Consider the following 24,440-nt stretch of genomic DNA (forward strand, 5'->3'; position numbering starts at 1 on the left):
CGGTAATGTCAATCAAATCAGCGGCATTTTAACGAACGGGTTCAATCGAAAAGCCCGTTTATCAATAAGCCATTATGGAATAAAATTGTTATTGATTTTTTTCCTGAACGGCATAGCCAAAACCGGATGCCCCAAAACCGTTGCCATTATAGAGCATGGTCCATTGACCGTTGTGCTGGAAAAGATGGCAATAATCCATCATGGCCGAATCCCAGCCCTCGGTCGATCGCTCAATGCCCGCCAGTTCGTCTTTCCGATCCCAGGTGATGCCATCTTTTGACTCGGCATACCCGATTCGGTAACTTTTTTCTACGCTGGTCCGGAAATCGGTTGCACTGCGGTACGAATAGTACATTTTGTACAAATCTCCGTCTTTGTACACTGCCGGCCGACCAATGGCATCTGTAAAGTTGTTGTAACCAACGCAGGTGATGCCTGTCCGTTCCCAGGTAATGCCGTCCTTCGATTCGGCGTATTTTACGTCGTAAAACGGTTCCGGGTGGTCATTGATGATCTCAATTTTGGTACACGACAGGTACCACATCCGCCAGCGCTCAACACCATCGGCATCGGTCTCAACCATTACGCAGGGCTGTGCTACCCAAACCTGATCGTAAATCGAGCGGTCGAGGAGCGGTCCGTTGTAAGCGCGCTCAAACGTTAACCCACCGTCGCGACTAATAGCCAGGCCAATACCGAGCCGGTACCAGGCGGTTTCGCTTTTGTTCCAGCCCGTGTAATACAGCCAGATTTCGTCGCCCCGCTTGAGAAACCATGAAGGCATGGCGCCAGTTTCGTCAAACATCCCGACGGCACCTTTGGAGAGGCACGGTTTGTCGTGAACATACAATACGTTCGAGAGATCGTTGGCATCCACTTCTACAAACGATGTAGAAGACGAACGGTTTTCGTCGCGGGTGGCAAAATAAACCCGAAGCCGCCCATTGTCGAGCGGGAAGGCGAAAGGAACCTGAGCGTGGGTGCGGCTGAACGGACGCTGTCCGTCGGTTTTGTAAATGAGTCCTTTTTTAGTCCACATGATTTGGGTGGTTATAGTCGCTGCTGGAAACGATCCGCGCGAACGTAAATCCGGGTGTTATCAACTTCACCGGCAAACCGGTAGTTTGTGGTAATCAAATTGTGTAAGGCTCCGAACGATTCATTCCCGTATTGAGCCCGATCATTCAGCCAGAGGGAGTTGCCCACGGCATCAACGAAAACCGGTGGCATCGACCGCTGAAGGTCTTCTACGTACCTTTTCCGATAGACGTCACGCATCGGGTGATCAAAAACCGATCGGATGGTGTGATTTTCATTGACTCCCTGGGGCATTTTAGCTTCAACGTAGTATTTGCACTGCCACCCCCATACGGCTAGCGTTTCGCCGGGTTTGGCATAGTGCAGAATGCGCTCTGTAACGGCTGAGCGTGGCATTTGCCGGTTACTTTGTACGTAGGCATTCAGGGGCATTCGGTGCACCGCCCAATTGGCGTAGCGAACACCGTATGGAACAAGCGCACCCGCCAGTACAACCGCAGCCAGAAGGGAGGCTTGGCGTCGGTTGTTGTGCGTATAGTTGCGGATCTCGCTCAGAAACCAGCCATTTAGCAGCCCAATCGGGCTGATCAGAAATAGCAGGTAGTGGGTGTACTCGGAACCCGTGCGGGTAATTGCCAGAAACGTAAACCCAATGAGGCTGACCAAAAAGGCCCAGATTTTCCAGGCGGTGTGTAACCGAAACCGGTTACGGGTGGCAAAAAACAAGAAGACAATACCCAGAAGGCCCGAAAGCCACATAAACCAGTTGAACTCCTCAATTCGCTGAAAAAAAGCGGGCAGACGCAGCAGGTGCGCCAGGGCTTGCCCATCGCCACCGTAGTTGAAGTTTGCGACGATATAGAATGTGACCATATCATCGAAAACGCCTGTCGACAACGTCAGAATAACCACAAGCAGCGGAAACGTCAGCCCACCAATTAGTAACCACAGGAGTTTCTTCGTTTTGAGAAGAAACGTCATTTCTGACCGGGTGAGCAGGTCAATGACCACAAAAAGCCCCGCACAGAACATCATGGGAACGGCCTGCAATTTGCCGAAAGGAACCATTCCGGCAACCAGTCCGAAGAGAAAAATGCGGATTCGGGAGGGAACGGATTCCTGGAGGAGTTTGGCGTACCAATAATACAGCAGGCCTAGTAAAAAAATGGGCAGATGTTCGCTGCTGTAATGAACCAGGTCGGCATTTTGGGTGATGGCCAGCAGAATGAGCGAAGGCAATAACGCCCAGCGGGCTGCTTCGTTGCCAAACCAGCGTTCCTGCGTCCGGAATAGCAGCCATAGTGTGGCTAAAACCAGTGCCAGGCCGGTAAGGCGTGCGGTTGTATAGTCGAATGGCAGACCCAGCCACCCCGGAAGTAAAAGCAGGTAGCTGTCCAGCGGCCCCCCGGTGGTGCCGTCGACCGAGCGCCAGAAAACGGGGTCGTAACTGAGGGTGAGCCCCTGAGCAATGATTTGACTTTCGTCGGGATTGAGTTCCTGATTGAAAAGCAGAACAGGCAACCGCATGTAGACCACGGCACCCAGGGCAAGGACCAAAAAGAAAGTCCGGCTTTGCCAGACTGGTTTCGAGTTGAGCCAAGCCGGACTCACTGCCAGGGCGCTGACCAACCAGAGCAGGCCGTAGCCAATTCCGAAAAATACGACAGGATTCGAGTCAAAACTAAGCATACCTTGCCAACTACCTCAGTTGGCGACGGGACCCCGTCGCCAACTGAGGTATGCACTTACGGGGCGAATTATATCTGTACTTGCAAACGCTTCACCATGCTGTCGTGCATTTGCACCAGGGTTTGCTGCAGATCGTATTCCCAGTTCCAGCCGGGGTAATGGTTTTTGAATTTCGACAAGTCAGAAACGTACCAGATGTGGTCACCGATGCGGTTGGTTTCCGAGTAGCTGTAGCTCATTTTGTTGCCCGAAATCTGTTCGCAGATCGTAATGGCTTCCAGCATCGAGCAATTGGCGTGACGGCCACCCCCAGCGTTGTACACTTCGCCCGGGCGTGGGTTCTGATAGAAATGCCAGAACATGTTTACCAAGTCGTGGCTGTGAATGTTATCGCGGACCTGTTTGCCTTTGTAACCAAAGATGGTGTAATGGTTGCCCGTAATGGCGCATTTCATCAGGTACGACAAAAAGCCGTGCAGCTGCGCACCCGAGTGGTTGGGCCCCGTTAGACAACCTCCCCGGAAAATACCGGTTTTCATGCCAAAATACCGACCATATTCCTGAACCAGTACGTCGGCGGCTACTTTAGAAGCACCAAACAGCGAGTGTTTGGTGTGGTCAATCGACATGTGTTCGTCGATACCGTTGGCGAAATAAGGGTGGTTTTCGTCAATTTCCCAGCGGGTTTCGGTTTCAACCAGGGGCAGGTAATTGGGGTTATCACCGTATACCTTGTTGGTTGAGGTAAAAATAAACACGGCTTCGGGGCAATGCAGGCGGTTCATCTCCAACATATTCAGCGTGCCATTGGCGTTAACGCTGAAATCCGTGAAGGGTTCGCGAGCGGCCCAGTCGTGGCTGGGTTGTGCGGCCGTATGAACAATCAGTTTGATATCGGTGCCGTACTCCTTGAAGATGGGTTCGAGTTCTTCTACTTTCCGAATATCGGCGGTATAGTGGCGGTAGTTGGAGAAGGAATCCTTGAGCCGATCCCGGTTCCAGTCGGTTGACCCGTCGGTACCGAAGAAATACTGCCGCAGGTTGTTATCAACGCCGATTACTAAATCAAATTTTTCTGAGAAAAAGGCAACTGACTCGCTTCCGATGAGACCGGCAGAACCTGTAACTAGTGCAATGTTCATATCGCTGCTTGACGAAATAAGGTTGGATATATTGAAAAAATGCTATTCAATAGAACAGAATAAGATGTAAAGTAAATCAAAAAAAGTCTAATTGTCTATACCGCAGGATAAAAGCAATGGATAAGCAAAAAGCGATGCAATGACTTCAAAAAGCCTTTACATCGCTGGTATATCAATGCTATTTTCTTTGATTCTCCGGTTCTGCCACTTACTTAGCAAATAGCTTCTGACGGATCTTGTTGGTCCGATCGGCCAATTCGGGCCGGGAAGCATACTTGTAAGTCGTCTGAACGGCCGGCGAATCCAGGCCGGGACCGTACACATATTTGTCGCCTTGCCGGTAATCCTTCTGGCGAATCGTATTATATTTCTGATAGTCGCAGGAGATCAACGAACCAACCGCCAGCAAAAATACTCCTTTAATCAAAAGCCCTTTCATACAAACGATTTACAAATTCACCACAAAACTATAGAGTACGGGGCAATTCCCCAACTGTCCTTCCATTTTTTATCCGGATGATAAGCATCAGTTTTTAAGTCGCTCAATTTCGTCCCAGACAAAGTTGATGAGTCGACCGATATGTTGCTCCGAAAAATCAAAGGGCACGTTGGCCGCTCGGTAAATCTCACTAATCGGTGCAGTATATCCCAGCCTTAGTGCATCCATGTATCCTTGAAGGCCTTTTTGGTTGTCCTGCCGAAAATTCATCCAGACGCCAATGGCACCCAGCTGCGCAATACCGTACTCAATATAATAGAACGGTACTTCGTACAAATGCAGTTGCTTTTGCCACTGAATAGCTTCAAACTGTTCCAGGCCCTGCCAGTTGGTGACGGTATCGGAAAACTGTTCAAAAATGCGCACCCAGGCATCCTGGCGGTTGGCGGGCGACGGTTTGGGTGCCGGACCGGCGGCCGATTCGTACACCCAATGCTGGAATTTATCAATGGTGGCCACCCACGGCAGGGTTTCAATAATCGACTCCAGGTGCTGAATTTTAGCCCGTTTCAGCTCATCGGGGTTTTCAAAAAAGACATCCCAGTAATCCATCGTCAGCAGCTCCATCGCCATCGACGCCAGTTCGGCCACTTCCATCGGCGGATTGCGGAACGGTTTTAATGGGAGCGTTCGGGTCAGGAACGAATGAACAGCGTGTCCGCCTTCGTGAACCATCGTGACCAGATCGCGCAAACTGGAGGTAGCATTCATAAAAATGAACGGAACTCCAATTTCTTCCAGTGGATAATTGTAACCGCCCGGTGCCTTGCCCTTCCGCGACTCCAGATCGAGGTGACCCATGGCTTTCATGATGCGCAGGCAGTCACTTAAATACGTACCACCAACGGTTGCGTCGAGCTGGTTAAAACAGGAAATGGTCTTATTCAGTAGTTCCTCGCCCGTCTTAAATGGCGTGAGGGCTGGCAAGCCGTCGGGGTCAACCTTGGAATCCCACGGACGCAGGGTATCAAACGACGGATCGACGCTGGCCAGCTTTTGCTGGCGTTCCTCGGCCAGCTTGTTGAGCATGGGAACAACGGCTTTGGCAACCGATTCATGGAAGGCGAAACAGTCCTGCGGGGTGTAATCAAAGCGCCCCATCGCGGCAAACATATAATCCCGGAAGTTTTCAAAACCGGCATTGACAGCCACTTGATGACGCAGTGCAATCAGCCGGTCGTAAAGCTCGTCCAACGAGTCTTTGTCTTCGTACCGACGTTCCTGAATTTTTCGCCAGACGTCCTCACGGACCGCGCGGTCAGGCGATTGCAGCAGGGTGCTGGCTTGGGGCAGCGTAATTTCTTCCAGTTCACCGGCAGTATTTTTTACCTGGATGGTCATGGCACCAATCAGAGCACCGTACTTGCGTTGTTCGGATTGAATGTCAGTCTGGAGCGGAATGTTTTCGTCCCGGAAAATTTCAATTGCTTTCTTCATGCCGCGAACGGTAATGTCGAAGCCCTTCTCCCTGAGTTCGGACAGAAAGGGACTCTCAACCGCCATTTGATCCAGACGGTTTTCGTAAGCCGATAGTTGCGGCTGGATTTCGGTGATGAAGAAATTAAACTGGTTGACAAATTCGGCGTCGGAGGTATCGCAGGTCATCCGGATATACCGCCAGGCAAAGTTTTCGGACAGGTACGACTCCAGCTCGCTGCGGTCGGCAAACCACTGGCGCAGATCGTCGGCATTCTGGATCGGCCGTTCTACCAAATTGTCATACAACGGTTTTACCTCGCCCCAGGATTTCAAGGCAAATTCTTCGCCAATAAATGGCCGGGCTGGACGGCCTGGAATTTCTACGGTCTTTTCCATTTATTCAATTTCAATTACAACATCAGGCGTTAAGGGGTGGGCAACGCAGGTCAGAATGTAACCGGCTTGCAGTTCGGATTCGGCCAACCCGTCTTCTTCGTCAAGCTGTACTTTGCCTGACAAACAACGGCCCATGCAGGCTGTACACATCCCGGCCTGGCATGAATACGGCAAATCGATATCCAGTTCCAGGGCCGCTTCCAGAATCGTCTGGTGCGGTTCGACCGAAAACTTGTATTCGCTGCCTTCGTATAAGATGGTGACTTCCGGTGTCGAAGACTGGGTTGATTCTTCTTCCACTACTTCGCCGTGAGTGTCGCGCGAGCTGGTGGCAAAACTTTCTTTGTGTACCTGTTCCGTGGGCACATCTAGAATCCGGAGTGCTCCGCGGGCTTCGTCCATTAGTCCGTCAGGGCCGCAGATGTAAAAATCGGACCGCCGGACCTCGTCGAGGGGCAATTCTTCCAGCAGTTTCAGCATGTTCGACTGGTTGAGCCGACCCATCAGACCGGTCCAGTTTGCCTCGGGTTGACTTAATATATAGGTAACTCGAAACCGCCCACCCGATGATTGAGCCAGTTCGTTCAGTTCTTTTTCAAAAATGATGGATGAGCGGGTCCGGTTGCCATAGAGCAGCCAGATGCTTGTTCGTGGCTCCACGTGTAAAATGGATTTTGCCATCGAGATCAGGGGGGTAATGCCGCTTCCGGCTCCGATCAGAACGACCCGGCGCTGGTTTTGCGGGTTGAGCTTCGGAACAAACGTTCCCAGGGGTTCGAGGGTTTCGAACACATCACCGGGTTTGGCCGTATCACAGAGGTAATTGGAAACCACACCCCCCGGTAATCGCTTGATCGTTACGGCCAGCGCCACATCGGTATGTGGTGAGCTGGACATGGAATACGACCGGCGAATTTTCTGACCGTCGACGGGTAAAATAAAGGTCAGATACTGACCGGGTTGGTACCGTATAACTTCGTTGAGTGGGTGCCAGAAATGAATGGTAACAGCATCCGGAGTTTGCCGGACTACTTCTTTTACTTTCAGAAAATAACGATTTGCCATAATACTAACGATCGCCGGAGCGATTCCTATTCTTTACCGATCGGCGGTGTGTTGTCCTGCGAAAGCCTGCTTCAAAAGCGGAGCGGCCAATCAGGCCGCAATATACTATTGAATTACCAATCCGTCCGGTTAACAAAATGTTGAGGATTCCGGTTTGGACGTCTTTGGGCAAATTTCGGGTCGGGTTGCCGTTTTGTAGTTATTTCAACGGATATTCGCGGCTGAAGCACTTATTGGATACATGAAAAAAATCCTGTTTTTTACGCCTTACGGATCGTTCACCGGCTCAGAAGTAGTTTTGTGGACCTATCTGCAAAATTTCGATCGGCAACAAATTCAGGCTGCTTTATACAGCGAACACCGTGGGCCGTTGATGCAGCAGCTGCCCGCCGATATTCCCGCGTTTGCGTCGCCCTTCAACCGGGGGCTGGTCCGGAAAATTTACTCCAAGGTGACGCACGCGATGGGCGTGAAAGTGTATGAAAACTTCATAAAGAGTCTTCAACAGGAAGTAAAAGCCGATTATTGGTACTTGAACACCGTGCTGATGTTTCCGCTTTCTAAGATGGCCGAGCAGCTGGGGGTGAAAGTGATTTCGCAGATTCACGAGCTACATTCGCAGTTCGAATCCATTTCGTACGATGAAATGGCCCACGCCATGACGTATTCGGATCTGGTAATCGGGGTGACGCAGCAAATCTGTGATCTGGCAACCGTGATGGGCGCAAAACGAACGGCTTTGCTGTATCCAGTGGTCGATTTAAGCCGAAAGACGGTTTCGGAACAGCGGGTAGCCGAGCTTCGGAAAGAGCTGAACATTGCTCCGGGAGCTTTCGTCTGGACGATGGTAGGAACGCGTATTTACCGGAAAGGAGTTGACCTTTTTCCATTTATTGCCCAGGCGATGGCCGATCAGTCGTGTCACTTCATCTGGATGGGTAATTCCAAACCAACGGGGCTGAATTACCTGGTCGATAGCCAGGTCAGGGCGCTGAACCTGCCCAATGTGAGCTTCGTGGATGTGCAAACCGACGATTATTACAATTATCTGCAACTCTCCGACGGGCTCATCATGACGTCCCGGGAAGAACCATTCGGCAAGATCATGACCGAAGCGGCTTCACTGGGCAAACCGCTGGTAGCTCCCAACGCGGGGGGAGCCAGAGAGTTTATCATTCCGGGCATGGGTGAACTGGTCAGTTATCCAACTCCGGAAGAATTTAGAAGAGCGATGCTGCTGGTGATGAACAATCCCTCTGCGTACAACAAAGCGCTGTTAGTGCAGCAAAGCGGGCAGTTTGATGCGGCCATCCAGGTTAAAAAGTGGGAAAAGGCCATTTTAGCGCTTTAAGCCGCTTACCATTAGGTTATAATTAGTTACCGCTAACTAACATTTGTAAACTTGATATTACCGGTATCTAATACCGTTTAATAAATTCCATTTTCTCCCTTAGGACTTCCTCGGCTGTTCTGGCTAGACAATTTACTATTTTTAGTTAAGTGTATGTAATACAGGGTTTTAATGTTGTAATTTTCATTATTTTACTACGTTTAAATTCTACAATCATTCGTTTCTTTCGACCTTTTACGGTGAAAGAAAGGCAATCTTTATGTCTGTTAATTAAGCTAGAGGTTGGAATGATTTTTGTCTCCACAGTTTCGAATCAAGCAAGAGCAGCCAATTCATGGACCAACTGCAACCCAATCTCGTCATTCGGACCATTCGTGTAGAGAGAGCTCTTCCGCGAAGCCAGTAAACCGAAGTCTGCCTTAGTAGAGTATCGCGCTTAAACGATACGTGGATGGCTATCGCCATTCTCGTAAAGGGGACTTTTTGTGATTAATTTTTTCAAAGAAAATCAACCTGTAATTAGATAAACCCACTGATGATTAGATGTTTAACAAAAGGCTTGATTAGGCTTTTACTGATTTTTGGATTAATTATACCCCATACTGCGGTTATCGCTGCCGAAACGCCATCGGTGGGTTTGGCGACTGCTCCTAAAATTCCGGAGCGGCAGCGCTATCTGACCATTGTTATCTTCGGTTACGAAACTGACCCAAGAATTGACGATGAACGGATTGAGAACGCAGGTCGCATGGGGTGTAACTCGGCCGAAATATCCGTTCACTGGGATCAGGTATACAATACCCGGAACAGCGCCCCCAACTGGCACGTGGTCGATTCGCACGTCAATACGGCCCTACGCATGGGAATGAAAGTAGCGCTTCGTATCCACACGGCCCGTGAACCCCGGTTTGTCAACGGTTTCTGGGGAACGGAAGAATCCATGCAAGCGGGCGATGGAACCCGGATGAATTTTGGCGGGGCCATTCAGTTCAGTTTTGCGCACCAGCCAACGCTTGAACTGGTAAAAGGATTTGTCCGCGAGGTAACTCAGCGTTACCAATACCTCCAGCAACAGGATAATCTGCTGTTTATGTCAACGGTGGCTTCGCCGATTCAGGAAGCCGAATATTCGCCCCGCAACGGCCGGGGCGACACCACCTACCCCATTCCATTCGATTACAGCGAGCCTATGCGGCAGGGATTCCGGCAGTGGTTGCAGGGCCGGTTTTCGCTTGATGCCCTGAACCGGCGCTGGGGCAGTGACTTCAGCCGCTGGGAAGCGGTTTCTCCTCCGCCACACAACCAGCAGGATCCTTATATCTCCTTTAACCGGGGACGCTGGGGGGAAGACTGGTACGTGTTTCGGCACTTGATGCTGAAGCGGTTTATCGATGAAACCAACCGGACCATTAAAGAAGTGAACGGTTCGATTCAGGTGGTGAACCAGCACGGTTGCGTTTGGGATCGCCAGAGCGGTTTGCGTGGTACGTTTGCGTTCCGGAATCTGGCCCAGAACGCAGACGGCGTTAAAATCAATGATGGTCCGGATTACAACCACCGCTTTTCGATGGATATTGTGCGGAGCAACGTCCGGCCCGGTGCCTGGATTTGCAATGAAGTCGATGGAATGTACTACCGAACCGTGTCAGTAGATCGCTTTTACCAGCAGGTTGCGGAAAGTTTTGAGCACGGCGCCCGCATGGTTACGCTGGCCAACTTCGGTGCCTGGGAAGCGCGCGAACCGCTGAATCAGGTGATTCAGAAAGTGGTGAATCAGGGTTTGCTCAACCAGCCGGTTACGCAGGTACAACCCGCCAGTCATACGGATTACAAGCTGTCGTCGATGGTGCGGGATGATGTAACGGATTCGCAGGGGCGCGCCGGAGACCAGTGGTCGCGGTCGTACAACCAGAATGGCCGCCGACCTGTTAATATTGTCATCAACGAAGACTGGCTGGAAGATAATGCAAACCAGGAGCCACGGGTGCGGGAACCCATTCCGAACCAGACTGCCTATGTAGAAAGACCGTTCGAATTCAACATTCCTCCCGCTACATTTGAAGATCCGGATGGCTCGATTACTAAAATTGAAATTACGTCGGGGTTGCCCGCGTTGGGACTTTCGGCGGATGGAATCCGAATTTTCGGAACTCCCAACGCGACGGGTTCAATCACCGTAACGGTTCGGGCGATTGATAACAAAAACTCGCCGGTTACCACACAGTTCCAGATCAACGTACAGGGGCAGAATGCAAATCAGCCGCCCGTTGTTGCAAAACCGATTGAGGATCGTACGGCCCTGGTTGGCCAGGATTATTCGTTTCGTATTCCGGGTGAAACCTTCAAGGATCCGGATGGCCGGATTGTCAGCATCCAGGCGCTCGATTTGCCCGCCGGGTTGGGGTATGATCCCAATACCTATACCATCAGTGGCAAACCCACGGCGGAAGGGGTGGCGGTTATCACGCTCAAGGCAACAGATGATAAGGGAACCAGCGTGACCACTACCTTCAGGCTAACGATGGTCAAGCAGGACGAAGTCAACAAGCCGCCGGTTGTCAACCGGGCTATTCCTGCGCAGACAGCTACGGTTGGCCAGGGTTTTAGCTACACCATTCCGAACGAAACTTTCAGGGACCCGGATGGTGAAATCGTTTCACTGGAAGTATTTGGATTAACGAGGGGGCTATATTACGAAGCCGAAAGCCGGACCATCAAAGGAACTCCCGAAGTTGCCGGAATCATAACGATCAAGGTAAAGGCCACAGATAATAAAGGAGCAAGTATTTCGACCGACGTTCAGTTTACCATCAATGGCCCTTCGTCGGGCGAGCGATTAATCATGCTCGAACCCATCGTTGACTGTACAACCGGAGAGATCACGTTCCGCACGAGTGGGGGCGATGGTACCAAAATTGAATTCCGCTCGATTGGGATCACGGATTGGACTACCAATCCGAACTCTACAATTCAGCCCTGGCTCCGCAATGGTGTTACGTTCGAGCTTCAGGCGCGGCAAAATGGTAAAGAAATTCGCTTTACCTACACAACACCCTGCAGACCCTATGCCGCTCCGGTGGTGGCTCAACCGATGAACGATCAGACGTATGCGGTCGGCCAGTCACTTACGCTCACCATCCCGTTGGAAACGTTCCTGGCTTCAACGGCTTTGGAAATCTCCGTCAGTACCTTGCCAGAGGGGTTGCGCTATGACAAGGGAAACCGTACCATTGCCGGAACACCAACCAAGGCCGGAACCACAACCGTGACGGTAACGGCCACCGATGAACGCGGTGCGAAAGCGGAAGACTCATTCGTTATTACGGTTCAGAAGCCCGCAGAAGCACCGCTGGCCATGCTGTCACCAACATTAAACTGCCAGAACGGACAACTCACCATCCGGACCGAAGGTGGAAATGGGGGCGCGCTGTCCTATTCTATCCGGGGTGTTGCCGACTGGAAAAGCGACCCGACCTTTACCCTGGCTCAGGATAAACTGAAAGGCGCTAATCTTACCCTGCTGGCTCGCCAGGGAGATCGGGAAGTTAGCCTGGCCTATACCACTAATTGCACAACGCCGGGTTCGTCGACCCTGGCTGATCAGACCATCATGGTGGGACAGAGTTACTCGTATCAATTGCCGGATGCCGGTACCGGTGTGTCTTACACGGTCAGCGGTTTGCCGGATGGGTTGCAGTATACGGCGGCAAACCGTACCATTGCGGGAGTTCCTCTTAAGGCGGGTACCACGGTTTTGGCAATCAAAGCCGTTGATGATAAAGGAAATGAAATTGGGCAACTTACGTTTAAGTTAATCGTTGTAGCAGATCCGACCACGCCACCGGTAAAAGGTAATTTTGAAGGATTTCTGGATGTGGTGAGTTGCCATGCTGTTGCGGGCTGGGTGTGGGATCAGGACCGGCCCAATGTTCCGCTGACGGTGGAGTTTCTGGTGGGCACCAGCCTGGCTACTGCTCGGGTGGTGGGGAGTATAGAAGCCAATATTTTCCGGCAGGATCTGAAAAATGCAGGCAAAGGTAACGGGAGCCACGGTTATAACTGGACCACCGCTACGGAGTTGCGAACGGGGCAGACTTACGCTTTCTGGGCCCGTGTTCAAGGATCGACCTTCGCTTTGAGTGGCTCACCCAAAACGCTGACCTGTGAAGGGATCTCCCAGCCGACAACACCCACCACCCCGACGGAGCCCACCACGCCGACCACGCCGACAAATCCGGGCACTACGCCTGTGGCCAATCAGGCCCCGGTAGCTCCGGTGGTGGCTGACCTGACGACAACGGTGAACACCAGGTTTCAGACGGTTTTGCCCGTCTTCACCGACCCGGAAGGGGGCCGGTTGACCTACAGCCTGAGCGGTTTGCCGACAGGCCTAGTGTTTGACGCCCTGACACGGGGAGTGAGCGGCACAGTCACCACGGCGGGTAGTTACAGCCTGACTTACACTGCCACGGATAATCAGGGGGCCAAAACCAGTCTGGAGCTTGCCTTGGTTGTTTCGTCAGGTACGGCAGTAAAACCGCCAGTAACCAATGATCCGACTACGCCACCGGTCAAAGGTAATTTTGAGGGCTTCCTGGATGTGGTGAGTTGCCATGCTGTTGCGGGCTGGGTGTGGGATCAGGACCGGCCCAATGTTCCGCTGACGGTGGAGTTTCTGGTGGGCACCAGCCTGGCTACTGCTCGGGTGGTGGGGAGTATAGAAGCCAATATTTTCCGGCAGGATCTGAAAAATGCAGGCAAAGGTAACGGGAGCCACGGTTATAACTGGACCACCGCTACGGAGTTGCGAACGGGGCAGACTTATGCTTTCTGGGCCCGTGTTCAAGGATCGACCTTCGCTTTGAGTGGCTCACCCAAAACGCTGACCTGTGAAGGGATCTCCCAGCCGACAACACCCACCACCCCGACGGAGCCCACTACGCCGACCACGCCGACAAATCCGGGCACTACGCCTGTGGCCAATCAGGCCCCGGTAGCTCCGGTGGTGGCTGACCTGACGACAACGGTGAACACCAGGTTTCTGACGATTTTGCCGGTATTCACCGACCCGGAAGGGGGCCGATTGACCTACAGCCTGAGCGGTTTGCCCGCCGGACTGACGTTTGATGTGCTCACGCGGGGGGTAAGCGGTACGGCCACTACGGCGGGTAGCTACAGCCTGACTTACACTGCCACGGATAGCCAGGGGGCCAAAACCAGTCTGGAGCTTGCCCTGACAGTCAATTCCGGCTCAACAACAACCCCGAATACGCCTACCGATTCGCCGTTGGTAGTGCTGGCTCCCGAATACGACTGCCAGACCGGGCGAATTACATTCCGGACCAGCGGTGGCGATAATACGCGGATTGAATACAAAGCGGTTGGCATTACTGACTGGACGACGACCTCAACGCATACGTTATACATCACCATGCGGCAAGGCATTACGTTTGATATCGAAGTACGGCAGAGCCAGAAAATCGTAAAATACAGCTACACCACCACTTGCGGAACCGGTAAAAATCCGATCAGCGATCAGGTAATTACCAAAGGCTTGTTTTATACGTTCACCTTACCCGAAACCGCTGCGGGGGTTCAGCTCGACGTGAGCGGTTTGCCGGAAGGAATTGTATACAATCCGTCGAGCCGAACCTCGAGCGGCAAGCCGCAGAACGCGGGGGACTATACCGTTGTCGTGAAAAGTACGACAACGGATCAGAAAGTGTCCAGCACGTCGTTTAAATTGACAGTTCGGGAGCCTCAGCTCACCGTTCAGTTGATGAAAGCCGGTAATGCCGCAGCGCGTCAAAGTATTCAGGAATTGACAAATAACAACACCATTGGGCTGGGTAATTTGCCGGACCGTGTCAATTTCTTCTGTACCTCGAACGTGCCGGTAGGAAGTATCGCTTTTGAGCTGACGGGACCCGCTTCCAACAACTTCGTGGATAATCAGGCTCCTTTTGGTGCCTTTGGCGACGACGAGGGGTTCAAGCCGCTGGCGGGTTCATACGTACTGCGGATATCGGCCTATACCGGTGCCAACGGCAGTGGCGAAACCATCATTACCCAGCGTATTGCCTTCTCATTTGTGCAAAATGGCGGACGGATCGGCGCAGTTGCTGGAAATGCTGAAACCGCTGGCGATGCGTGGGTGGTGTATCCGAATCCGGTAGAAAATGAAATTAACCTGACACTACCGCACAGCGTTTTGGCTGAAACGGAAAGAGTGCCATTCAAGTTTTCGTTGTCGTCGGTAAATGGCGGTCAGTGGGAATTGCGGGAAAAAGCCGTGGAGGCCAATCCGCAAAAAGTAACGCTTGATGTGCAGACGCTACACCTACCAACGGGTATGTATTTTCTTCAAATTCAGAACAGTACCGGTATTTTAAAAGTTATTAAGGTATTGAAACAGTAGGGTTAAGCTATTAACTAAAAAGCACCTGGTCACCAGGTGCTTTTTTTATGCCCAATCAAGGTGTTGGTTTAGGGTTCTGTAGAAGCCGAGGCACGGGCATCCTGGTGGTAAAGGGTCAGGCCGGCAATGGGATTTTCCAGAATTCGCCGGACGGTCAACCCCTTGTCGTTGGCCACCTGCCGCAAAATGTCGCTGTAATAGAATGCCACCGAACCCACAAAATGGATGGGTAGCTGCTCCGCATTCGGAAATTTGCGGATATAGGTGTCAAAAAACAGACTAAAAGCGTCGTAAACGAGTTGGTAAGCGGCCGGATGGCTGCGATTGTCGAACAGGAATTTCGAAAACGAAGCAAAATACCGGTTTGGGAAAGGTTGTTTGTAGGCGTGATCCAACACCGTCAACCGGTCCAGCTTGGGGTGGCGCTTCCGAAATTTTTCCGCCAGTTCTGCCGGTAACTGCCCGTGCAGATACCGCACCACCAAGGTTTTTCCCAAATAGCCGCCACTGCCCTCGTCGCCCAGCCAGAAGCCCAGCGTGCCGCTGAGTTGCGCAATATCCCGCCCATCGTACAGACAGGCATTGGAGCCGGTTCCCAGAATGCAGGCAATGCCCACATCGTGGTGACACAGCGCCCGGGCGGCCCCCAACAAGTCGCTGCTCACCGCAACGGTTTCTGCGGTTGGAAAAACCGTTCGAATGGCCTGTTCCACCACACCACATGATTGGTCACTGTTGCAGCCGGTACCGTAATAAAATACGCTCGTTACCGTTTCCTTAATGGCTGGTAAGAGGCTGGTTTGCAATTCGGCAGCGATGGCGGCACTGTCCTGATAATACGGGTTAAATCCGATAGTTCGGGCCTGGTCGATCTGTCCGTCGGAGGAGAGCATTCGCCAGTCGGTTTTGGTGGAGCCGCTGTCGGCAATAAGAATCATTTCTGAGCTGTAAATTGCGGATTAAGTAATTAGTTTTCCGATGGCTTTGAAGCGGCCAAAAACCCATTCGCCGTGGGGGGCATCCGGGAGTTCGTTGGTCAGGTCCTGCCCGGCCCAGTGTTCGTAATGTTTGCCATTACGCCAGAGCCGACTCGACGACACGTCGTAAATAATGCCTTGGTAGGCGCACCATATTTCGTCGCGGTCAGAACCGTTGCGAAGCGCCAGCTGCGAACGGGTGTATTCTTTCAGGAAAGAATCATTGCGGTCACTGTTCATCCATTTGAAAACCGTTGAGGGGGTAAAAATGCAACGTTTACGAATAAGATTGAATACAGATTTCGTAAAAAAACGTAACTTTAACCGCTTACTAATGAACAAAGTCGAGCTATTAATTATACATTTTATGAAACGAACAACTATTATCGCTTTTATGGCTGTGTTAGGAATTGTTACTATTCTGACCGGTTGTAAGCAAAACAAAGTAAAGCCGATGTCGGAGCGGATTGCCAAAGCTTGGACAGCGCAAAAAGTTGAAGAGAATAATGTTGTTGTGTATACCAAAGGCGGTACAAGTAACGTCAGACCGGGTTATTCACAGTATTCGCTGGATCTGAGCAATCCGCCCGCCGTGGTCATTAAACAGGTAGATGGTTTTACGTCGACGGGCCAGTATGAAGTACAGGGCGATACCAAACTCATTTTGAAAAACCTAAGTCCGGCTCCTACTGACGGAGCAACCATCGAATTCAACATTGGTTCGGCAACGGACAATTCATTGGAAATAACGCGTACAACAGCCGATCGCAAAACCGGCGGTACGACGAATAAGTATACGTTGTCAAATCCGTAAGCAAGGGTATGTTGGTGGGAAGCCACCGAGAACCGTTTCAGTCATTTCGCCGTTTTCGAACCGAAAGCGGCTTTTTCTTTAGTATACGTATGAACACACGAACGGAACTGGAATCGCTGGGCGAAATGGGCCTGATTGAGCGAATTAACCGGACTTTTGGAGCGCCTTCCCGGCCGGAAACCGTCTACGGCATCGGTGATGACGCGGCCGTTATTGACACAGGAGGGCCCGATTATCTGCTCATTTCGACTGATATGTTGCTGGAGGGAGTGCATTTCGATCTGGCGTATTCGCCGTTAAAACACCTCGGCTTTAAATCAGTGGCGGTCAATGTCTCGGATATTGCGGCCATGAATGGCACCCCGTTGCAGGTTACCGTTAGCATAGCACTCAGCAATCGGTTTTCGGTCGAAGCCGTGGAGGAATTGTACGACGGCATCAAAGCAGCCTGCGAAGCGTACAATGTTGATCTGATTGGGGGAGATACCACGTCGTCGCGTTCAGGCTTAGTGGTTTCTGTCACCGTAACGGGCCGGGTCGCCAAAGATAAAATCACGTACCGGCGGACGGCCCAACCCAATGATGTAATTTGTGTAACGGGCGATCTGGGGGCTGCTTTCTGCGGGTTGCAACTGCTGGAACGGGAGAAACAGGTTTTTTTGGCCGACCCCACGATGCAACCCGAAATCGGTGAAGACAAAGCTTACGCACTGGAACGGCAGCTTCGCCCCTCGGCCCGCACCGACATTGTTTATGAACTCCGGGATCTGGGCGTGGTGCCGACGGCTATGATCGACGTGTCGGACGGTTTGGCATCCGAATTGTTACATATTTGTTCCCAATCCAAAACCGGGGCCGTGATTTTCGACGAAAATATTCCCATCGATGATGTTACGTACCTGGTTGCCACGGAGTTGAATCTGAGCCCCATTACGGTTGCACTGAACGGCGGAGAAGATTATGAACTGCTGTTTACGGTTCGTCCGCAGGAGTTTGAGAAGCTGAAAAATCACGCACGTATTACCCCAATTGGTTATTTGACCGATCAACCGGATTCGGTTTTACTGGCGACCAAAGCTGGCCAATACACGCCAATCAAAGCGCAGGGTTGGAAGCACTTTTAATGAGGTATGAATTATGAGTTATGAATGAGCTGACGCGAAACAATTCATAACTCATAATTCATACATAGTTTATCACTACACAAAGTGAGTACCGTGGTTTTTGGCGTCGGCCACGAACTCCTTCACTTTTTGCTCTTCGTCTTTGGGGCAAATGAGCAGAACACCGTCGAATTCGGCTACGATATAACCTTCCAGGCCACTGATAACAACCAGTTTATCTTTCGGAGTTTTGATGATGTTATGGTTGGCGTTATAAAGCAGGTGGGTACCGTCCGTAACATTTTCGTTCTCATCCTTACCCGAAACTTCATACAACGATTTCCACGTTCCCAAATCCGACCAGCCAAAATCACTCAGAACCACATAGACGTTGTCGGCCTTCTCCATGATCCCGTTGTCAATGGATATATTCTTGCAGAGTGAGTAGGCTTTATTGATAAAAGGAGTTTCTTTTTCATTGAAATACAGTGAGTTGCCCTCCGCAAAGGTTTCGGCTAGCTCAGGCATGTAACTCTCAAACGCTTTGCGGATGGCCCGGGCGTTCCAGACAAAAATGCCGGCATTCCAGACAAATTCGCCACTTTCCAGAAACTGCTTTGCCAGCTCCAGGTGCGGTTTTTCGGTAAAGGTTTTCACCTTCTTTGTCCCCATATTATCCGAATCCGGAATGTACTGGATATACCCATAACCCGTATCCGGGCGGCTGGGTTTGATACCAAGCGTCACCAGAATATCCTGGCTGGCAGTAGCTTCCAGGGCTGTCTGGATGGTTTTCCGGAACTCATCTTCTTTTAAAATAATGTGATCGGCCGGAGCAACCACCATGTTGGCTTCCGGATCCTGCTGGGCAATTTTATAGGCAGCGTAGGCAATGCACGGGGCGGTGTTCCGTCGAACGGGTTCGCACAGAATCTGATCGTTGCTCAGGTAAGGAAGCTGTTCTTTTACCAGTTGCTGGTACTCGGCGCTGGTCACAATGTAAATATGTTCTTTGGGGCAAATTCCGTCGAAGCGTTCTGCGGTTTGCTGCAGCAGTGATTTGCCGGTTCCGAGAACATCATGAAATTGTTTGGGATTGTTGGTGCGGCTAAACGGCCAGAAACGGGTTCCTACTCCACCCGCCATAATAATTACATAAGTATGGTTCATAAAAAAATAATTTTCTACTTACTACTATCAACTGATAAAGTCAAAATGAGATTTCTAAACTACAACGAATGCAATGAAAAATTAGCGAAGGCCAATCATTCTTATTAAAAACGCCTGCTTTGAATGGATTCATCCCATTTGTAAGATAACAGAGAAATACTAGCTACGAATGCCAGCATTATCATGATTCTGTTAATTAATCGGGAAGGACAGAGTAAATGATGGATTGATGAAATTTGAGAAGGACAGTATTTTATTGATAATCAGGTTATTGTGCAATATTTTCTTGAATGGTTTAAATTTATTATTAAATTCTGGTATTTGTCGTAATTTGCCGCTACGCGTAACCTTTTAATTATTCTTTCTATTGACAAACAGATACCTGATTATGGGCAAAAGTACAAAATGGATCGCGTTATTCCTTAGCTTCTGTCTGGTTAGTGCAGGGAGTTTTGGGCAAGTAACCCTTTCCGGGACAATTACCGAAAGCACTAGTAAGAACCCATTGATTGGTGTTAGCGTAACGGTGAAGGGGACCGTGGCAGGCACCATCACTGATTCGAAAGGACGGTTTTCACTAACTACAACCACCCCTCCGCCCCTGACACTGGTGGTTTCATCCGTTGGTTTCCGGACCCGGGAAATTGCCGTTGATAACCAGACAGAGTTAAAAATTGAGCTGGAAGAGCAGGTAATGCTCGGGCAGGAAGTGGTCGTTTCGGCATCGCGGGTGGAAGAAAGCGTGATGAAATCGCCAGTTACAGTCGAAAAAATGGATATACGGGCCATTCAATCGACTCCTGCGGCTACGTTCTATGACGGTTTGCTGAATCTGAAAGGGGTTGATATGAACACCCAAAGTTTGATCTTTCGCTCGGTGAATGTGCGCGGATTTGGAGCCAACGGGAATACCCGGGTGGTGCAGTTGGTCGATGGAATGGACAACCAGGCGCCAGGACTCAACTTTTCGGTGGGTAACATTGCCGGCATGTCGGAGCTGGATGTCGAAAGTGTCGAATTGCTGCCCGGTGCGGCTTCGGCCTTATACGGTCCCAATGCAATCAACGGTTTGTTGCTGATGACGAGTAAAAACCCGTTTCAGTATCAGGGATTGAGCGCGTACGCCAAAACTGGCATTATGTCGGCCAGCAATCGGAGCACCGCCACGACACCTTTTTATGACGCCGGTTTTCGGTACGCCAAAGCGTTTAATAATCGCCTGGCCTTCAAGGTGAGCGTCTCGTACATAAATGCAACGGACTGGCAGGCAAGCGATTTTCGCGATCAGGGTTTCGCGAATGGTTTTAACATGGCCAACGGAAACCGTCAGAATAATCCCGGTTATGACGGCGTTAACATTTACGGCGATGCCAGTGCCAATTTAAATGCCTTTCAAAGCACCATTGCGCAACTATTGCCGCTCCCTCCGGCGCAGATCGCCCTGATTTCGCCCGATCTGGCCCGGATCATTGGTGGGGTAAATCAGCTTTCAGCAGCCACCAGAATTCCAGCTACGCAAATTATTAATGATGTTCTGCTTCCTAACGTAACCGTATCGCGGACCGGCTATCAGGAGAATGAACTGGTCAACTACAAAGTCAGTAGCCTGAAACTGAATGGTGCGCTGCATTACCGGCTCAATGATAACCTGGAAGCTATTCTGCAAGCCAACTGGGGGACGGGCACCACGGCGTATACCGGCCAGGATCGTTACTATATCAAAGGATTCAGCATCGGCCAGTATAAAGCCGAACTGCGCGGGACCAACTTCTTTGTCCGGGCTTACACCACGCAGGAGCGTTCCGGCGATTCGTTTGCGATCGGTCTTTTGGGACAAGGGATCAATGAAGCCTGGAAACCGAGCCTTGACCAGAATAATTTGGTGGGCTCCTGGTTTCCGCAATATGCTTTCACGTACGCTGGTGGCGCTTTACAAACCTTTGGAACAGCTTTGCAGCAGGCCCTGGCTACCAACCCGGCAACGGCTTATCAGACCGCCCTGGCTGCCGTCAATGCGGTATCCGGCAATTTGCATACCGCTGCCCGGACCGCTGCTGATCAGGGACGGTTTTTGCCGGGTACTCCGCAGTTTGAACAGGCTTTGGCTACCGTTGCTGGTCGGCCTTTGCCCGGAACGTTACCGAATCTGGGCGCTAAATTTCTGGATCGGACGAACCTGTACCACGGGGAGTTTATGTACAATTTTGGGAAGCTGATCGACCCGTCTACGGTTGAGCTGATTGTCGGAGGAAATGTTCGGCAATATGCGTTGAATTCGGGAGGGACCATTTTTGCACTCGACGAAAATAATAATGAGTTCAGAATCAACGAATTTGGCGGTTACGCCCAGGCTTCCAAAACCGTCGCTAATATTTTGAAGCTGACGGGGTCGGTGCGGTACGATAAAAATAACAATTTCAAGGGGCAATTTAGCCCCCGTTTGTCGGCGGTGTTGACGGTGGCTAAAGTGCACAATATTCGGGCGTCGTTTCAGCGCGGTTTTCGGATTCCGACCACGCAGGCACAATACATTGATCTCAATACACCAAACTCCCGGCTGATTGGCGGGTTACCGCTGTTCCGCGAACGCTATAATTTCGCCGGAAATCCGGTTTACACATTGGCATCGGTGCGGCAATTCGGTGCTGCTTTGCAGGCAGGAACGGCGCTGCCCCAGGCGGCTCAGGCGCTGCAACAATACCAGCCGCAGCAGTGGGATCCGGAGCGGGTTCAAACGTACGAAATTGGTTACAAGGGGTTAATCAAGAATCGCTTGTTCATCGACGCTTATTATTACTACAATCATTTCCTGAATTTTGAGGGTTCCCAAGTCGTTGTACAGGGAGTACAACCCGCTACGGCTGCCAACCCGGCTTCATTGCTGCAATTAATCAGCGGTACAACGCGTTCGATTTACAGCCTGTACGTCAACGCACCGGCACAGGTAAAAAACCACGGCTGGGCGGTTAGCGCCGATTACCTTCTGCCAGGTAACTTTATCATTGGGGGGAACGTATCCTTCAACGATCTGGCCAATCGCGGTTCGTTGCCGGAAGGTTTTGTGACGTTCTTCAATTCGCCTAAATACCGGTATAATCTCTCCTTGGCGAATCGGAATATCCGCAACAGTGGGTTGGGGTTCAGCTTGGTTTTCCGGCATCAGGACGGTTTCCTGTGGGAGTCGGCTTTAGCCAATACAGAAGCCACATTGCGTAAGGAAACCACAATTCCGGCCTTTAACACCCTGGATGCGCAGGTGAGCAAACGGATTCCGGGCATGAAATCCATCCTGAAAGTTGGCGGAACGAATGTGCTGGGCACGTTATATAGGCAGGCCTGGGGCAATCCGAGCGTAGGCGGCATGTACTACGTTTCGCTGACGTTCGATGAATTGATGAATCGCTAAAAACTCCTGTTGGCTGCAACCGGTGGGCCCATATGGGCCCACCGGTTTTTTTAGGTGCTGGCGATCCGGATTAGATCGTCGGTGTTGTTGATGATGGTAACACTATCAGGCGTCTCAATGTCTTGCCCAACCACTTGATACCCCGTCAGCAAAAGTTGCGTGTCTGGAAAACGGGTGGCCAGGTGATTCACGTAGGGCTGAACTTCGTGGTTACTCGGGGACGATGTAATGGTTGTAAACAGGTAATCCGGCTTATGAACCTCACAGGCAAACTCTAGCTCGCTCAGTGGCAGGTTCTGGCCCAGATAAATCACTTTGTTTTGTCGCGCCCGAATGACATAATTGGCAAACAGCAGCCCGATTTCGTGGAGCTCGCCTTCCGGCAAAAACAACAGGTATTTTTTGGCCGTAGAACGCTGTTTACTAACCTGCCCATCAATGGCAACAATGATTTTCTGGCGGATCAGACTCGACATAAAATGCTCCTGAGCGGGCCCGATCGAACCCGTTACCCAGAGCGTACCAATCCGCCCCAGAAAGGGGTAGATGATATGAATCATCGTACTTTCAAAACCGAATTGCAGAATGTTCGTGCTAATTACTTTGTCGAAACGTTCTTCGTCCAGATCAACCATCGCCAGCGTCAGGGCGTGAATCTGATCGGGATAATTGAGCTGGCGGTCGGAAATGGTAATCACTTCCTGAGACATTTCGCCCAGCGACATTTTCGAAATCTCTGAGATTTTAAAACCGTGTTCTTTTAGCAGCGAAATATTCAGAACCAGTTTCAAATCCACGTCATCGTACGTACGAATGTTGGTGTCCGTTCGCTTGGGGGAAATGATGTTATAACGTTGCTCCCAGATTCGAAGCGTGTGCGCTTTGATGCCGGAAAGCTGCTCCAGATCTCTAATCGAGTAATTACTCATGGGAATCGTAAACTACAGGTGTCCCAAGTCAGGTGTATTCAAAAATGAGCGACGTATAAGGTTGCGTGTACAATTTTAGAAAATTAATGCAAAGGGAACAAATGACCCGGTCATGCGGCAGGCAGCAGTGCGCGCGGTATCAGCTTCTAAAATTGTAATAATCAGATGACAGCCTTATTCGTTTTGTAGAATACAACTACGGTCAGCCGGTAATGTTTTAGGATGCGGCAAAAAGGAAAACCAGGTTACTGGCGATAAAAAACAAAAACTGGAGTAGAAGGAGTGGTAATGCCAGACGGTTTTGTTTGCGAAATGGTAAGCCATACCAAATAGCGAGAATAATGAGCGAGACAACCCACCAGCCCAAGTAATTCCGGATTGGAATGGCGGGTTCGAGCCAGGACCAGAAATCCAATCGAATGGCAACCGGCTCGATTAGCAGATCCAGCAGCACCATCAGCGAGGCAGCCGAAATGGTTTTAAGGTAAACTGGTACAGGAAATTGGTCGCAAATAACTCCGCAGCAGTAGGTCAGCATCAACCAGTTGACGCCGATGACTAGCGGAACTTGCCAGAGGGCCCAACCCAGCGTTGGGCCATAAGCGTAATTTCCGAAAACAAAACCGGTGTGTACACCCAGCACTTCGATCAGAAAGCCGAACACGGCTGCCAAAAGGCAGTAGAAAAGAAAAGACGGTTTCCAGTCGGTATGAAACAGTAGCAATAAAGCCAGTGAGGCCAACAGATTAAAGGGAACCAGGCTGCGAAAGAGGGGAGCCACCGCGGGTACCTGCAAGCCAATCACACCGGCAATGTAGGCCAGAATCAAAACCGTTAGCGCGGGGCGGTAAAGTCGATCGAGCATGACAAGCGGTTTTGTGGACTGGGATGACGAACCGTAAAGGCGTAAAAAAGGCCCTGTTTTTTGACAGGGCCACTTGAGAGGGAGAAAGACGGGTCTCGAACCCGCGACCTCCAGAACCACAATCTGGCGCTCTAACCAACTGAGCTACATCCTCCGTTT

At 50.9% G+C, this 24,440-nt stretch carries 16 protein-coding genes and 1 tRNA gene; 5 read left to right on the forward strand and 12 right to left on the reverse strand.

The window, feature by feature from the left end:
• Positions 1-88 precede the first annotated feature (88 nt).
• The 6 genes from ACYVH9_RS01425 to ACYVH9_RS01450 all read right to left on the reverse strand — a co-directional run bounded on the left by ACYVH9_RS01425 (position 89) and on the right by ACYVH9_RS01450 (position 7,248).
• Positions 89-1,039 carry a glycoside hydrolase family protein gene (locus ACYVH9_RS01425; protein ID WP_460634504.1) on the reverse strand — a complete coding sequence of 317 codons (951 nt, stop codon included), beginning with the start codon at positions 1,037-1,039 and terminating at the stop codon, positions 89-91.
• 11 nt (positions 1,040-1,050) lie between these two features.
• Positions 1,051-2,727, reverse strand: a complete 1,677-nt coding sequence (locus ACYVH9_RS01430) for a hypothetical protein (RefSeq protein ID WP_460634505.1) — start codon at positions 2,725-2,727, stop codon at positions 1,051-1,053.
• A gap of 68 nt (positions 2,728-2,795) precedes the next feature.
• Entirely contained in the window at positions 2,796-3,869 is a 1,074-nt protein-coding gene (locus ACYVH9_RS01435; protein WP_460634506.1) for an NAD-dependent epimerase/dehydratase family protein, read from the reverse strand.
• Positions 3,870-4,077: 208 nt separating this feature from the next.
• Entirely contained in the window at positions 4,078-4,308 is a 231-nt protein-coding gene (locus ACYVH9_RS01440; RefSeq protein WP_460634507.1) for a hypothetical protein, read from the reverse strand.
• 87 nt (positions 4,309-4,395) lie between these two features.
• The gene (locus ACYVH9_RS01445) at positions 4,396-6,183 is read right to left on the reverse strand and encodes a M3 family oligoendopeptidase (protein WP_460634508.1); all 1,788 of its coding nucleotides are present in this window, start codon (positions 6,181-6,183) and stop codon (positions 4,396-4,398) included.
• Positions 6,184-7,248 (reverse strand): 2Fe-2S iron-sulfur cluster-binding protein, encoded by a 1,065-nt coding sequence (locus ACYVH9_RS01450; protein ID WP_460634509.1) that lies wholly within the window; start codon positions 7,246-7,248, stop codon positions 6,184-6,186.
• Positions 7,249-7,489: 241 nt separating this feature from the next.
• Here ACYVH9_RS01450 and ACYVH9_RS01455 point away from each other — a divergent pair, with 241 nt between their 5' ends.
• Both ACYVH9_RS01455 and ACYVH9_RS01460 read left to right on the forward strand, forming a co-directional pair.
• On the forward strand, positions 7,490-8,599 hold the full coding sequence (locus ACYVH9_RS01455) for a glycosyltransferase family 4 protein (RefSeq protein ID WP_460634510.1): 1,110 nt from the start codon (positions 7,490-7,492) through the stop codon (positions 8,597-8,599).
• Positions 8,600-9,158: 559 nt separating this feature from the next.
• Positions 9,159-15,017 (forward strand): putative Ig domain-containing protein, encoded by a 5,859-nt coding sequence (locus tag ACYVH9_RS01460; protein ID WP_460634511.1) that lies wholly within the window; start codon positions 9,159-9,161, stop codon positions 15,015-15,017.
• Between the two features lie 68 nt (positions 15,018-15,085).
• On the opposite strand, the gene ACYVH9_RS01465 is transcribed toward ACYVH9_RS01460, so the two are convergent.
• A complete protein-coding gene (locus tag ACYVH9_RS01465; protein WP_460634512.1) occupies positions 15,086-15,955 on the reverse strand; it encodes an N-acetylglucosamine kinase in 870 nt (289 codons plus the stop codon).
• A 21-nt stretch (positions 15,956-15,976) separates the two neighbouring features.
• Positions 15,977-16,234: a cytochrome b5 domain-containing protein gene (locus ACYVH9_RS01470; RefSeq protein WP_460634513.1), complete on the reverse strand. Its 258-nt coding sequence runs from the start codon at positions 16,232-16,234 to the stop codon at positions 15,977-15,979.
• Positions 16,235-16,361: 127 nt separating this feature from the next.
• On the opposite strand from ACYVH9_RS01470, the gene ACYVH9_RS01475 reads away from it, so the two are divergent.
• Together ACYVH9_RS01475 and thiL are read left to right on the forward strand one after the other, a co-directional pair.
• Positions 16,362-16,808 carry a hypothetical protein gene (locus ACYVH9_RS01475; RefSeq protein ID WP_460634514.1) on the forward strand — a complete coding sequence of 149 codons (447 nt, stop codon included), beginning with the start codon at positions 16,362-16,364 and terminating at the stop codon, positions 16,806-16,808.
• An 89-nt stretch (positions 16,809-16,897) separates the two neighbouring features.
• Positions 16,898-17,932, forward strand: coding sequence for a thiamine-phosphate kinase (thiL, locus tag ACYVH9_RS01480; protein WP_460634515.1), 1,035 nt, complete (start codon positions 16,898-16,900; stop codon positions 17,930-17,932).
• Positions 17,933-18,007: 75 nt separating this feature from the next.
• Here thiL and ACYVH9_RS01485 read toward each other — a convergent pair whose 3' ends face one another.
• On the reverse strand, positions 18,008-19,081 hold the full coding sequence (locus ACYVH9_RS01485) for a mannose-1-phosphate guanylyltransferase (RefSeq protein WP_460634516.1): 1,074 nt from the start codon (positions 19,079-19,081) through the stop codon (positions 18,008-18,010).
• A gap of 388 nt (positions 19,082-19,469) precedes the next feature.
• Here ACYVH9_RS01485 and ACYVH9_RS01490 point away from each other — a divergent pair, with 388 nt between their 5' ends.
• Positions 19,470-22,487, forward strand: coding sequence for a TonB-dependent receptor (locus tag ACYVH9_RS01490; RefSeq protein WP_460634517.1), 3,018 nt, complete (start codon positions 19,470-19,472; stop codon positions 22,485-22,487).
• A 50-nt stretch (positions 22,488-22,537) separates the two neighbouring features.
• Here the strand turns inward: ACYVH9_RS01490 and ACYVH9_RS01495 are convergent, their stop codons facing one another.
• The 3 genes from ACYVH9_RS01495 to ACYVH9_RS01505 all read right to left on the reverse strand — a co-directional run bounded on the left by ACYVH9_RS01495 (position 22,538) and on the right by ACYVH9_RS01505 (position 24,436).
• Entirely contained in the window at positions 22,538-23,416 is an 879-nt protein-coding gene (locus ACYVH9_RS01495) for a MerR family transcriptional regulator (protein ID WP_460634518.1), read from the reverse strand.
• A 217-nt stretch (positions 23,417-23,633) separates the two neighbouring features.
• On the reverse strand, positions 23,634-24,281 hold the full coding sequence (locus ACYVH9_RS01500; protein ID WP_460634519.1) for a carotenoid biosynthesis protein: 648 nt from the start codon (positions 24,279-24,281) through the stop codon (positions 23,634-23,636).
• 79 nt (positions 24,282-24,360) lie between these two features.
• Positions 24,361-24,436 (reverse strand) — tRNA-His (locus ACYVH9_RS01505).
• Positions 24,437-24,440: the final 4 nt, after the last annotated feature.

It is taken from the genome of Larkinella harenae (assembly GCF_054780515.1).